The sequence below is a fragment of the Shewanella zhuhaiensis genome, assembly GCF_022484835.1.
In the GTDB taxonomy this organism is placed as follows: domain Bacteria; phylum Pseudomonadota; class Gammaproteobacteria; order Enterobacterales; family Shewanellaceae; genus Shewanella; species Shewanella khirikhana.
In genome coordinates, this window is record NZ_JAKUDL010000009.1 from 1 (window position 1) to 13,383 (window position 13,383).

General features: G+C 56.5%; 10 protein-coding genes. 6 read left to right on the forward strand and 4 right to left on the reverse strand.

The features are described 5' to 3' along the window. The first annotated feature begins 225 nt into the window (after positions 1–225). Positions 226–1,500 carry a CinA family nicotinamide mononucleotide deamidase-related protein gene (locus MJ923_RS18425; RefSeq protein ID WP_240592350.1) on the forward strand — a complete coding sequence of 425 codons (1,275 nt, stop codon included), beginning with the start codon at positions 226–228 and terminating at the stop codon, positions 1,498–1,500. A gap of 64 nt (positions 1,501–1,564) precedes the next feature. On the opposite strand, the gene MJ923_RS18430 is transcribed toward MJ923_RS18425, so the two are convergent. The 3 genes from MJ923_RS18430 to argE all read right to left on the reverse strand — a co-directional run bounded on the left by MJ923_RS18430 (position 1,565) and on the right by argE (position 6,046). Beyond that, positions 1,565–2,101: a YceB family lipoprotein gene (locus MJ923_RS18430; RefSeq protein WP_240592351.1), complete on the reverse strand. Its 537-nt coding sequence runs from the start codon at positions 2,099–2,101 to the stop codon at positions 1,565–1,567. Then, positions 2,098–4,734 carry a phosphoenolpyruvate carboxylase gene (gene ppc, locus MJ923_RS18435; RefSeq protein ID WP_240592436.1) on the reverse strand — a complete coding sequence of 879 codons (2,637 nt, stop codon included), beginning with the start codon at positions 4,732–4,734 and terminating at the stop codon, positions 2,098–2,100. Before ppc ends, MJ923_RS18430 begins: the two co-directional genes overlap by 4 nt. A gap of 160 nt (positions 4,735–4,894) precedes the next feature. Further along, positions 4,895–6,046: an acetylornithine deacetylase gene (gene argE, locus MJ923_RS18440; protein ID WP_240592352.1), complete on the reverse strand. Its 1,152-nt coding sequence runs from the start codon at positions 6,044–6,046 to the stop codon at positions 4,895–4,897. Positions 6,047–6,318: 272 nt separating this feature from the next. On the opposite strand from argE, the gene argC reads away from it, so the two are divergent. The 5 genes from argC to argH all read left to right on the forward strand — a co-directional run bounded on the left by argC (position 6,319) and on the right by argH (position 11,737). Continuing rightward, positions 6,319–7,299: an N-acetyl-gamma-glutamyl-phosphate reductase gene (argC, locus tag MJ923_RS18445; RefSeq protein WP_240592353.1), complete on the forward strand. Its 981-nt coding sequence runs from the start codon at positions 6,319–6,321 to the stop codon at positions 7,297–7,299. A 16-nt stretch (positions 7,300–7,315) separates the two neighbouring features. Then, positions 7,316–8,095, forward strand: a complete 780-nt coding sequence (gene argB / locus MJ923_RS18450; protein WP_240592354.1) for an acetylglutamate kinase — start codon at positions 7,316–7,318, stop codon at positions 8,093–8,095. An 11-nt stretch (positions 8,096–8,106) separates the two neighbouring features. Beyond that, complete coding sequence (locus MJ923_RS18455) at positions 8,107–9,012, forward strand: ornithine carbamoyltransferase (protein ID WP_240592355.1); 906 nt, start codon at positions 8,107–8,109, stop codon at positions 9,010–9,012. Positions 9,013–9,062: 50 nt separating this feature from the next. Next, positions 9,063–10,286, forward strand: coding sequence for an argininosuccinate synthase (locus MJ923_RS18460; protein ID WP_240592356.1), 1,224 nt, complete (start codon positions 9,063–9,065; stop codon positions 10,284–10,286). An 80-nt stretch (positions 10,287–10,366) separates the two neighbouring features. Beyond that, positions 10,367–11,737, forward strand: coding sequence for an argininosuccinate lyase (argH, locus tag MJ923_RS18465; RefSeq protein ID WP_240592357.1), 1,371 nt, complete (start codon positions 10,367–10,369; stop codon positions 11,735–11,737). Positions 11,738–11,803: 66 nt separating this feature from the next. On the opposite strand, the gene MJ923_RS18470 is transcribed toward argH, so the two are convergent. Continuing rightward, a complete protein-coding gene (locus MJ923_RS18470) occupies positions 11,804–13,375 on the reverse strand; it encodes an arylsulfatase (RefSeq protein ID WP_240592358.1) in 1,572 nt (523 codons plus the stop codon). Positions 13,376–13,383 lie beyond the last annotated feature (8 nt).

A 13,383-nucleotide genomic window follows, 5' to 3' on the forward strand; every position in this document is an offset into this window, starting at 1 on the left:
TCCCCATGTGAGAGTAGGTCATTGCCAGACGCCTAATAAGTGAAGAGGCCACCCAAGCGGGTGGCCTTTTTGCATTTCTATAGTATCGAATCTCCTTCCGGCCTTTCCTGTTTCCACTCTGCTTTACAGTGCCCGCGCATTTAAAACCCGATATACACCCAAGGACTATTGCCATGGCCTTGGCCCTTCCCTACCTTATAGCCAACTTATATCGAAGGAGCAGGCATGAAGCTTGAGATGATTTGCACCGGTGAAGAGGTGCTTGCAGGACAGATAGTGGATACCAATGCCGCCTGGTTTGCCAACCTGATGATGGAAAACGGTATAGAAGTGCAGCGGCGGGTGACCGTAGGTGACCGGCTTGAGGATCTGGTGGCGGTGTTTCAGGAGCGAAGCCTGCACGCCGACGTGATATTGGTCAATGGCGGCCTGGGCCCGACTTCTGACGATATGTCCGCCGAAGCTATGGCCAAAGCCAAGGGAGAATCCCTGGTAGAGAACGCAGAATGGGCCGAGCGCCTGCACGATTGGTTTACCCGCCATGGCCGTGAAATGCCAAAGAGCAATATCAAGCAGGCCTGGTTGCCCGAATCAGCCGTGATGGTGGATAACCCGGTCGGCACGGCCTGTGGCTTCAGGGTAAAACTCAACCGCGCCTGGCTGTTCTTCACCCCCGGAGTGCCGTTTGAGTTTAAGCAGATGGTGGAAGAGCAATTCCTGCCCTTTGTGAAACAATCCTTTGATGCAGGCAGTCAGGTCGCACTGCGTAAACTGCTGACTCTGGGGCGCGGTGAGTCATCGCTGGCGGATGAACTTGAAACCATGGTTTTGCCTGAAGGTATCACGCTCGGTTACCGCTCCTTTATGCCTTATATCGAAATCAAGGTGTTTGCCCGTGGCGGCGATGCAATTAAGGCGCTTGAGGCGGTAACCGATGAAATCGCTGAGCGACTTGGCAATGTGGTCGTGGCGGAAAACCGTACCTCGCTGGAGGAGGAGATCCACGCCAGACTGCACAATTCTGGCATGAGCCTCAGTGTGGCTGAGTCATGCACCGGCGGCCTTATCACCAGTCAGTTGGTTGGTTTCCCCGGCAGCTCATCCTATTTGCATCAGGGGCTGGTGACCTACAGCAATGAGTCCAAGGTCAGAGTGCTTGGGGTGTCGCCGCAGACGCTGGACGACTATGGCGCTGTGTCTATTCAAACCGTTGAAGAGATGGCCAGGGGCGCACGAGCGATTCTGGACAGCGACTTTGCACTGGCCACCAGTGGCATTGCAGGCCCGGATGGCGGCACAGAGGAAAAGCCGGTTGGTACTGTGGCGATTGCTCTTGCGACCAAGGGCGGGGTGTACAGTCAGATGGTGAAATTGCCTCGCCGCTCCCGAGACATGGTGCGTAAAGTGAGCGCAGCAGTGGCCTATGACATGCTGCGCCGTGAACTCAATGGTGAGGCGGTGATTGTGGACTACAGCTCCATCAGCCGTTATCCCAAGTAATACTTATCCTGAATAAAAAAACGCGGCTCAAAGGCCGCGTTTTTATCTGTACTGAGCTCTGGACTCAGGGGGTGAATTCCAGCACCAGCTTGCCGGGTTTCACCGTGATCCGCTCGGTCATTTCGGCCAGTTTGGCCTGAGCCGCATCTTCGGTATCCAGCACATAAACAGGTTGGCTTTCGAGGAAGCTTCTCACCACCCGCATCAGCTCAGGGGCCAAATCCTGCAATAAGCGCTTAAGCTCCGCCGGATTGGCACTCACATCCACCAGTTGCAAGTCCCTCAGGTATACCCCGTGGGCATGTTTGTCGTACCAGGGCTTGGCCTCGAAAGTGGTGGTGAGGGTTGCCCGCAGCGGAATAAGCGGCGTCTTCACTTCGGCCAGACTGGTTGCCGTGACCGCCATGGTATCCGCCTTGTGGCCAAGCTTTACCTCAATCTGATTGACTGACACCCGGGCGCCCAGCGGCCCCGAGTTGTCTTTCACCTCAAGGCCAATCTCTTTATTGAGATAGGATGCCATTTCCCGCTCAGTGATGCTGTACTGGCTAACGCAGCCAGACAGCAACAGCAGCGCCGACACCGCCAGCAGCCGGATCATCCGGTGTTCCTCATGCCTGCTGCCACACCCGCGATGGTGAGCATCAACGCCAGCTGTACAGATTCCGACGGCGTTTCTTCACGGCGGGTACGGCCAAGCAGTTCGGCCTGCAGGAAGTTCAGCGGGTCGATATAAGGATTTCTGAGCCTTACTGACTCACGGTTCCATGGCGTGTGCGCCATCAGGCTGTCTTCACCGGTAAGCGTCAGTACGGCATCGATGCCGAGGGCCAGACGTTCACGCAGGGTAACCCCCAGGTGATGCAGCGGTTCAGGTACCAGACACTGCTCGTAGTAACGGGCCAGATTCGGCTCGGCCTTGCTGTACACCATTTCCAGCATGGAAATGCGGGTATTGAAGAAGGGCCAGTCCTGCTCCATTTCCCGCAGCAGCCCAAGCTCGCCTCGATCGGCGGCGGCTTTAAGAGCTTCGCCGGCACCGAGCCAGGCGGGCAGCATCAGTCGGTTTTGCGACCAGGCGAAAATCCACGGGATAGCACGCAGACTCTCTATACCCCCATCGACCCGGCGCTTGGCCGGACGACTGCCAAGTGGCAGCTTACCCAGCTCCACCTCCGGGGTGGCGGCGCGGAAGTAAGGCACAAAGTCAGGCTCCTGGCGCACTATGCCGCGATAGGCTTCAACCGATTCATCGGCGATGCGCTGCATGGCGCTGCGCCACTCTGGTTTGGGCTCGGGTGGTGGCAGCAGGGTCGCTTCCAGTACCGCCGAGGTGTAGAGCGCCAGTGACTGCACGGCGAGCTTTGGCAGACCGAACTTAAAGCGGATCATCTCCCCCTGTTCGGTTACCCTAATGCGGCCATCAACGCTGCCGGGTGGCTGCGACAAAATCGCCTTGTGGGCAGGACCACCGCCACGGCCGATGGTGCCGCCGCGGCCGTGGAACAGCGTCAGCTTCACGCCAGCATTCTTGCAGACCTTCACCAGTTGTTCCTGGGCGCGATACTGAGCCCAGGCTGCGGCCATTACCCCGGCATCCTTGGCGGAGTCGGAGTAACCAATCATCACTTCCTGCATGCCTTTGGTGTAACCGCGGTACCAGTCGATATCCAAAAGCGCCGTGATACAGTCGGCGGCATTGTTCAAATCGTCGAGGGTCTCGAACAGGGGCACTACCCGGATGGGATAACGGCAGCCGGACTCTTTCAAAAGCAGCAGCACTGCCAGTACATCCGACGGCAGGCTCGCCATGGAGATCACGTAAGAGCCCAGTGCCTGCTGCGGCTGGGTGCCGACCAGACGGCAGGTGGCCAGCACTTCTGCGACTTCGTCCGATGGCTGCCAGTTGGCAGGGATCAGCGGCCTGCGACCGCTGAGTTCTTTCAGCAGGAACGCCTGTTTCTCGGCTTCGCTCCAGTGGGCGTAGTCACCCAGGCCAAGATAACGGGTCAGCTCGGCAATGGCGGCCTCGTGGCGGCCAGCGTCCTGACGAATATCGAGCCGGAGCATATGGATGCCGAAGCAGGCCAGACGGCGCAGCATGTCCAGCAGGCGGCCATTGGCAATCAGGCGCATGCCACAGTCACACAGGCTCTGGTACAGCAGTTTCAGTGGCTGTTCCAGATCCTGTTGTTCCCAAATGATTTGCTCGCGCACCACTTCGGGGTTGTGACCTTCGAGGCGGGCGTTGAGATAGTCGATGGTGTTTCGCAGTTTACTGCGCAGGCAACGCAGTACGTCACGATATGGCTCGCAGGAGTTGTTGCTGTATGCCTTTAGCTCGGCGTTGGATTCTTCCATCGACAGCTCGTTCACCAGCTCAACCACGTCCTTCAGATACAGGCGGGCGGCGGTGTGGCGGTTCCGATCCAGTACCTCGGCGGTCACTTTGGCGGTAACGAAGGGGTTGCCATCGCGATCGCCGCCCATCCAACTGGAGAAGCGTACCGGTGCCATGTCGGTGGGAATTTGACTGCCTGTCACCTGCTCAACCTGATCGTTCAGTTGGCGCAGGAAGTCCGGCACCGCATGCCATAGCGAGCTCTCGATGGTAGACAGTCCCCAGCGGGCTTCATCTACCGGGGTAGGCCGTTCGCGGCGAATTTCGTTGGTGTGCCAGATCTGGGCAATCAGCTGACGTAGTCTCAGCGTGCCGTTTTTGTGCTCGCGCTCGGTGAGCTGCGGGTTTTCCAAATCCTGCAGGCAATCCACAATGGCGGAATACTTTTGAATAAGGGTGCGGCGGGAGATCTCGGTCGGATGCGCAGTCAGCACCAGATCTATGTCCAGCGTCTTCAATGTGGCCAGCATCTGCTTTTCATCGACCTTGCCACCCAGCATACGGCCCAGCAGCTGCTCAACCGGGTCGGGTACACACACCAGCTCATCGCAATTGCGGCTGATGGTATGGAATTGTTCGGCAATATTGGCAAGGTTCAGAAACTGGTTAAAGGCTTTAACGAAAGGCACCAGTTCCTCATCGGGCAACTCACTGAGCAAGGCCAGCATTTTTTCCCTTGCATGGTCGTCACCGCTGCGGCTGTCTTTGGCGAGCAGTCGGATTTGCTCCACCTTTTCCAGAAACGCCTCGCCCAGGTGATCTTTCATGGTGTCACCCAGGATTTGCCCCATCATGCCCACGTTGGCCCTCAGCTGGGCATACATGTCTGTCACTTTCTCGGTACCCTTTACGTCTGTCATGGTATCTCCATTCACGGGGTTACAGATCTCAGCCAAAGCCGTTCAAGCACAATAAACAGCCCTGCGTTCGGGGTCAACTGACCAAGGTCAATTGGTCAGTCCAATTGTGGTATTTCAGAGGTCGGTTTGTGATTTATTGAATACAGGCCTTGTAAATCAACTGTTTTAATAATTCCACCGTGGGTTTTAGTTGATCCATTGCTAAATATTCATCGGGCTGATGGGCCTGATTGATGCTGCCGGGGCCCAGTACCAGGGTTTGGCAACCCAGTTTATTGATGTAGGGCGCTTCGGTGGCGTAGTTCACCACTTCGGCCTGTTGGCCGCTGAGGCTCTCGACCAGCCTGGTCCAGCCGCTGTCTCTGACGCCGGCAAAGGCTTCGCTGCCGGGGTAGAGGGTACGGATTTCCACCGAGCCTGGATATTCGCGGCTGATATCGCCAAGGTAATTGAGCAACATCAGCTCGAGGTCTTCGAGCGACATGCCCGGCAATGGCCTGATATCCAGGTGCAAATCGCAGCAGCCACAAATCCGGTTGGCGGCATCACCGCCGTGGATATGGCCAAAGTTCATGGTGGGATAGGGCACGCTGAAGGCATCTTCACGGTAGTTATCGGCGAGGTGCTGTTTGAGTTGCAGCAGCTGACTAATAACTTTGTGCATGATTTCAATGGCATTGAGTCCGCGCGCCGGGTCCGATGAATGACCGCTACGGCCGGTAATACGGATGCCCTGCGCCAGATGTCCTTTATGCATATACACGGGTCTGAGGCCCGTGGGCTCGCCAATAATGGCGTAGTCGGGACGAATATCGGTATTGGCGGCAAAGGCCTTGGCGCCTTCCATGGTGGTTTCTTCATCGGCGCTGGCAAAGATGTAGACAGGCTTTTTCAGTTTCCCCAGCGGCAGGTCTTTTACCGCTTCCAGCACCAGGGCGAAAAAGCCTTTCATATCGCAGCTGCCAAGGCCGTACCAGCGGTCGTCTTTCTCGGTCAGTGTGAACGGATCCTGACTCCAGCGGCCTTCATCGAAAGGCACTGTGTCAGTGTGACCCGCCAGCAAAATCCCGCCTTCGCCACTGCCGATTTTTGCCACTAAATTTTGTTTGTCACGTGTGGCTGCTACCTTGGATATTTCACACTGAAATCCTAGGGTGGAAAACCAGTCGCTGAGCATGGCGATAACTGAATGATTACTCATATCCAGCTCAGGCTCTGATGCGCTGATGGATGGTGCGTAAATAAGCGAAGAAAAGCGACTCTTGAGATCTGGGATACGGTTCACTGGGTAAATCCTGAAAAATAGTTATTCATGCATGTTGCATAATTAAAGAGTTGTGTTAGTCTAGCAAACAGCTGGAACGAGCACCATAGCGAAGGCCTCGAGCAGAGAGAGAAAATGGTTTATTTAAACATCAAATCCCACACACTGCCTGCACACCTCCATACGCTGCGACGATAGTCGCGGCATCAGGCGTTATCGCCGGGGCTCGTCCCGCCCACCCACGGGATACTCAATCCACATATCAGCAAATTTGTTTTAAGAATCAAATATTCATGAAAAAGATCGCCATCATTGGTGCCAGTGGTTACACAGGGGCACAGTTAACCGCCCTGATAGCTGCCGATCCGGCTTTTGCAATTCAGGGGCTCTATGTTTCTGAAGGCAGTGCTGACAAAGGCAAAGCCCTTGCCGAGTTGTATCCGGCCTACAGTCATCTTTCTTTGACGCTGTCACCCCTGAGCAGTGAAGCCAAGGCCGCCATTGTGGCCGAGGCCGATGCAGTGGCGCTGGCCACCGAGCACTCGGTTTCACTGGAGCTGGCGGCGTATTTCTACCAGCAGGGGCTGGCAGTATTTGATTTGAGTGGTGCATTCCGTTTTGCCGATACCGCTCAGTATCCCAAGTGGTACGGCTTCGAGCACAGTCACCCAGAGGTGTTGGCTGAGGCGGTTTATGGTCTGGCCGAATGGAATGCCGACGCCATTGCCAGCACCCGCATGATTGCGGTGCCTGGCTGCTATCCCACCGCGTCTCTTACCGCGCTTAAGCCGTTGAAGGCGCTGCTGACTGAAGCACGCCCGGTGATCAATGCCGTCAGCGGTGTGACCGGCGCTGGCCGCAAGGCGCAGCTGCATACCAGTTTTTGCGAAGTGAGCCTGACCCCCTACGGCGTGCTGGGCCACAGACATCAGCCTGAAATCGCCACTCAGCTGGGGCAGGAAGTGATCTTCACTCCGCATCTTGGCAATTTTAAGCGTGGCATTCTGGCCACCATCACAGTGCAGTTACAGCCTGGCACCAGCCGTGCTGATGTTGAAAAGGCCTATGGCGTGTATGACCAGAGCCCAATCGTGACAGTAAAAGAAGGCCAATTCCCCAAGGTGGATGATGTGGTGCATACCCCAAATTGCCATCTGGGTTGGAAGTTCGATGAAGATAGCGGCTATCTGGTGGTGGCGAGTGCCATCGACAACCTGATGAAAGGCGCGGCCAGTCAGGCACATCAGTGCATAAAGATTCATTTTGGCGTTTGAGATGGAGAGCATCGGGATGTCAGTAAACAAGGTATTGGTTTTAAAAGTAGGCGGTGCACTGCTGCAGTGCGAGATGGGTATGACCCGGCTGATGGGCACCATCGCCAAGCTGTTTGAGTCAGGCCAGCAAGTGGTACTGGTGCATGGCGGCGGCTGTCTGGTGGATGAGCAGCTCAAGGCCAACGGCATGGAAACCGTCAAGCTCGATGGCCTGCGGGTGACTCCTGCCGAGCAGATGCCGATTATTGCCGGCGCGCTGGCGGGCACCTCCAACAAGTTATTGCAGGGCGCTGCGGCCAAAGCGGGCGTGGTGAGCATGGGCATGAGCCTGTGCGATGCCAACATGGTCAGTGCTGTGGTGAAAGATGAGCGTCTTGGCATGGTGGGTGAAGTCAGCCCCAAAGATGCCGCCGCGCTGGAATTTATTCTCGCCCAGGGCTGGCTGCCAATCATCAGCTCCATCGCCATGACCGACGAAGGTGAGCTTTTGAATGTTAACGCCGACCAGGCCGCTTCTGTGCTCGCCAAGTTGCTCGGCGGCAAGCTGGTGCTGCTGTCGGATGTGTCCGGGGTGCTGGATGGCAAAGGCAGCCTAATTGACAGCCTCAGCCGCGCTCAAATCGATGAGCTGGTAAAGCTAGGCGTGATTGAAAAAGGCATGAAAGTCAAAGTGGAAGCGGCTTTGGAAGTCGCCGAGTGGCTGGGGCAGCCGGTACAGGTTGCCTCCTGGCGTGACAGCGGTCAGATGGCCGCACTTATCAAGGGTGAGGCCGTGGGCACACAGATACAACCTTAGGAGAAAAGACCATGAAGCATTTGATATCGATAAAAGACCTGACGCAAACGCAATTGCTGGATCTGCTGAAGCTTGCCGCAGAAATTAAGGCCGATCCAGCCAAATACTCCCGCGCCCTCGCTGGCAAGAGTGTGGTGATGCTGTTCGAGAAGCCTTCGCTTCGTACCCGCGTCAGCTTTGATATCGGTATCAATAAGCTCGGTGGTCACTGTTTGTATCTGGATCAACAAAATGGTGCGCTGGGCAAGCGGGAGTCGGTTAAGGACTTTGCGTCTAACCTGTCTTGCTGGGCCGATGCCATTGTGGCGCGCACCTTTGCCCATGAAACCGTGCAGGGGCTGGCCGAGCATGGCTCAGTGCCCGTGATTAACGCGCTGTCGGATCTCTACCACCCCTGTCAGGGGCTGGCGGACTTCCAGAGTCTGGCCGAGCATTTCGATGACTTGTCCAAGGTGCGACTCGCCTTCGTCGGCGATGGCAATAATGTCTGCCACTCACTGATGTATGGCGCGGCGCTGCTCGGGGCCCGCATGACAGTGATCTGCCCCCCAGGTCACTTTCCTGATGGCTTTGAAGTGCAGCAGGCGCAGCGAATTGCGCGCGAGCATGGCGGTGAGATAGTGTTGACCTCGGACGTTAACGCCATCGAAGGCCATGATGCCATCTACACTGATACCTGGATTTCCATGGGCGACAGCACGTCGCTTGCGGATATCAAGGCCAAGTTTGCCCCTTATCAGGTGAACAAGGCGCTGATGGAAAAGGCCGGTGCCAGCCATTTCATGCACTGTCTGCCAGCCCACCGGGGCGTGGAAGTGACAGACGAAGTGATGGACGGTGAAGGTTCGCTTATTCTGACGCAGGCGGAAAACCGCATGCATGCACAAAATGCAGTGTTGGTAACACTGCTCGGTTAAATTCAATCTGATGAGTAATCGGCGCCCGGGGCGCCTTCTGGGAAACAGTTATGGCAATTGAACAAAACAAAAGCGGTGTAAAAAAGGTTGTCCTGGCCTACTCGGGCGGTTTGGATACCTCGGCAATTATCCCCTGGCTGAAGGAAAACTACGACAACTGTGAAATTGTCGCCTTCTGTGCCGACGTTGGCCAGGGCGAAGAAGAGCTGGTGGGCCTGACCGAAAAGGCGTTGGCCTCGGGTGCAAGCGAGTGCCATATCGTCGATCTCAAAGAAGCCTTTGTAAAAGACTACATTTACCCCACCATCGCCACAGGTGCCATCTATGAAGGCACTTACCTGCTGGGTACCTCTATGGCCCGTCCCATCATTGCCAAGGCGCAGGTGGAAGTGGCACGTAAAGTGGGCGCCGATGCCCTGTGCCACGGCTGTACCGGTAAGGGTAACGATCAGGTGCGTTTCGAAGGCTGCTTCGCCGCGCTGGCACCGGATCTGAAGGTGATTGCCCCATGGCGTGAATGGGACATGGAAAGCCGCGAAGATCTGCTGGCTTACCTTGCCGAGCGCAATATCAAAACCTCGGCTTCGGCCACCAAGATCTACAGCCGCGATGCCAACGCCTGGCACATCTCCCACGAAGGTGGCGAGCTGGAAGACCCATGGAATCAGCCTTCCAAGCAGGTATGGACCATGACGGTTGACCCGGAAGATGCACCTGACCAGCCAGCCTTTGTTACCCTCAAGGTGGAAAATGCCCGTATCACTGAAGTGAACGGTGAGGCCCTGAGCCCTTATCAGGCGCTGATGACCCTCAACGCCATTGCTGCGCCACATGGTGTTGGCCGTATCGATATCACCGAAAACCGGCTGGTGGGCATGAAGTCCCGTGGCTGCTACGAAACCCCCGGTGGCACAGTGATGTTTGCTGCGCTGCGGGCCATCGAAGAGCTGGTGCTGGACAAGAGCTGCCGTGAGTGGCGCGAGCAGATCGCCGCCAAGATGGCGCATCTGGTGTATGACGGCCGTTGGTTCACCCCACTGTGTGACTCACTGCTGGCCGCCTCCGAATCCCTGGCGACCCAGGTGAATGGCGAAGTGGTAGTTAAGCTCTACAAGGGCCAGGCCACTGCAGTGCAAAAGCGCTCACCCAACAGCCTCTACTCGGAAGCCTTTGCCACCTTCGGTCAGGACAGCGTATACGACCAGAAGCACGCCGAGGGCTTTATCCGCCTGTACTCGCTGGCAAGCCGCATCCGCGCTTACAACACTAAGTAAGCCGCCTTGTCAGTCGGGGGCCTTTGTTGGCCCCCATTCATTTTGATTTCCGGGTAAGCCCGGGCAGAAGGAGAATCGCTATGGCCTTGTGGGGCGGCAGATTTCAGGGGCAGGCCAGTGCCCTGTTCCAACTCTTTAACGACTCTTTGCCGGTCGATTACCGACTGTTTGTGCAGGACGTGGAAGGCTCCATCGCCTGGGCCGATGCCATCGCCAGCGTGGGCGTGCTTAATGCCGATGAATGCAGCCGTCTTAAGGCCGCGCTGAGCGAACTGCTTGAAGAAGTGGGCGAGGACGAGTCTGCCATTATTGGCAGCGGCGCCGAAGATATTCACAGCTTTGTCGAAACCAAACTGATTGAAAAAGTAGGTGATCTCGGTAAGAAACTGCACACCGGCCGTTCCCGTAACGATCAGGTGGCGACCGATCTTAAGCTCTGGTGCAAAGCCTCGGGCAGTTTGCTTGAAACCAAGCTGACAGCCGTTATTCAGGCGCTGCTGGCATTGGCAAGCCGCGAACTGGATGCAGTGATGCCAGGCTATACTCACCTGCAGCGGGCGCAGCCGGTGACCTTTGGTCACTGGTGTCTGGCCTATGTGGAAATGCTTGAGCGGGACTTGTCCCGCTTGGCTGATGCCCTGAAGCGTCTCGACACTTGCCCGCTGGGCTCGGGCGCCCTGGCGGGCACCGCTTATGCCATCGACCGTCATGCGCTGGCCGCGGCGCTGGGCTTTGGCGGTCCGACCCTCAACAGCCTGGATTCGGTATCGGATCGCGACCATGTGGTAGAGCTGTGCTCTGCGGCGTCACTGTCGATGATGCACCTGTCACGGCTGGCGGAAGATCTGATTTTCTTCAACACCGGCGAAGCGGCTTTTGTGGAGCTGGCAGACAATGTGACTTCGGGTTCATCCCTGATGCCACAGAAGAAAAACCCGGATGCACTCGAGCTTATCCGTGGTAAAACCGGCCGGGTTTACGGCAACCTCGTCGGCATTCTCACCACCATGAAGGCCCTGCCGCTGGCTTACAACAAGGACATGCAGGAAGACAAAGAAGGCCTGTTCGATACCATCGACAGCTGGGGTATTTGTCTCGACATGGCGGCGCTGGTGCTGGAAGGGGTGAAGGTGAACCGCGACAACACCAAGCAGGCGGCCCAGGCGGGTTACGCCAACGCCACCGAGCTTGCCGACTATCTGGTGGCCAAGGGCATGCCTTTTCGTGAGGCACACCATGTGGTGGGCGAAGTGGTGCTGCATGCCATTGCTCAGGGTGTGGCGCTTGAAGACCTGCCCATCGCCGAGTTGCAGCGCTTTGCCGCCGTGATTGGCGAGGATGTGTATCCGCACCTGAGCCTGGATGAGTGCCTGGCCAAGCGCAACGTGCTTGGCGGTACAGCTATCAATCAGGTTTCCGCGGCGCTGGCTGCGAAAAAACAGCAGTATTGATGTCTGTATTTGGAACAAAAAAAGCTCGCCATCTGGCGAGCTTTTTTGTGGGTGAACCTACTCAGATTATTGCTGGGTCTTCTTCATTGCATCTTCGATGGTCTTGGTCATGTCAAATGAAGTACCGCCCTGGGTTGGGGGATACTTGACCAGTGATTCAACATGCTTTTGCACAATCTCGCTCACCGGTGCCAGCATCCAGGAGATTTTTTGCACCAGGTGGCCGTTGGAGTCGACTGAATCGTAACTCTCAAATGGATCGGCCCTCAGGTTGTATACCTTGGGCTTGGCCAGCGGCACCAGGTTGTCGTAGTAATGCTCGGCAATGGCAAAGTGGAATTTCCAAGGGCCGAGGCGGACTGCTGAGAGCTGACCTTCAAAGTAGTAAAGGATATGGTCACGTGCGGACTTGGCGCTCTTGCCGGTCCAGTAATCGAGGTTGTTGACGCCGTCGATGTACTGCTTTTTCTCTTTCAGCATACGTTCGTTAACGTCGGGCACGCCCGCTGCCGCCGCCAGTGTGGTGAACAGATCCTGGTGCCCCTGGATCCCGTTGAGGATTTGACCGGCAGGGATTTTGCCCGGCCAGCTGACCATGGCCGGCACCCGCACGCCGCCCTCATAGGTGGTCATCTTCTCGCCGCGAAACGGTGTGGTACCGCCATGTGGCCAGGAAGAGTGCTCAGGTCCGTTGTCGGTGCTGTAAACGATAATGGTGTTTTCCTTGAGCCCACGCGCCTCAAGCTCTTTGAGCAGGTAGCCGATGTCATCATCGTGCTGCATCATGCCGCTGCCGTACATGTCGTAGTCGGAAGAAATATTTTCTGCCGCGTAACGCCATTTTTCATTCAGGCGGGTGTAGAGGTGCATGCGACTGGTGTTAACCCAGGCGAAGAAGGGTTTGTCGTCCTTAACGGCCTTGTCGATAAACTTCAGCGCCGTCGGGATCATCTCTTTGCGGTCAAATTCCTGCTGGCGCTCCTGACCCAGCGGGCCTGTGTCTTCACAGCGTTGCTTGCCTACCGCACCAAAACGAGGATCTTTGGTGTTATCAGCTTCTTCAGTTGCATAGCAGTGCAATACACCGCGGGTACCAAACTTCTTGTGGTATGCCTCCAGCGAGCCTGCGTAAGATTTGGCGAAGTTTTGATAGTCGCGCTGCTCATGCTCCTCTTGAGTGTTGAGGTGGTAGAGGTTGCCAAAGAATTCATCAAAACCATGCACGGTCGGTAAGGCAAAGTTATGGTCGCCGAGGTGGTTTTTGCCAAACTGACCCGTGGCATAGCCCGATTTCTTCAACACTTCCGCGAGAGATGGTGACTCCGGCTTGATGCCTAACGAGCCGCCCGGCATGGCAACCGTGGTCATACCGCTGCGGATGGGGTACTGGCCTGTGATAAAGGCTGCGCGCCCGGCGGTGGAGCTCGGTTGGGCATAGTGATCGGTGAAGCGGATGCCGTTTAGGCCGATGCTGTCGATATTTGGCGTGGTGTATCCCATGGTACCCATGCCGTAGGCGCTCACGTTTTGCCAGCCTACGTCGTCACCAAATATCACGACAATGTTTGGCTGCTCTGCACCATAGCTATGTGATGCCAAGCCAAGCCCGACGGCTGCGGCCAAGTGCTTTAACTTCATGTTCTGCT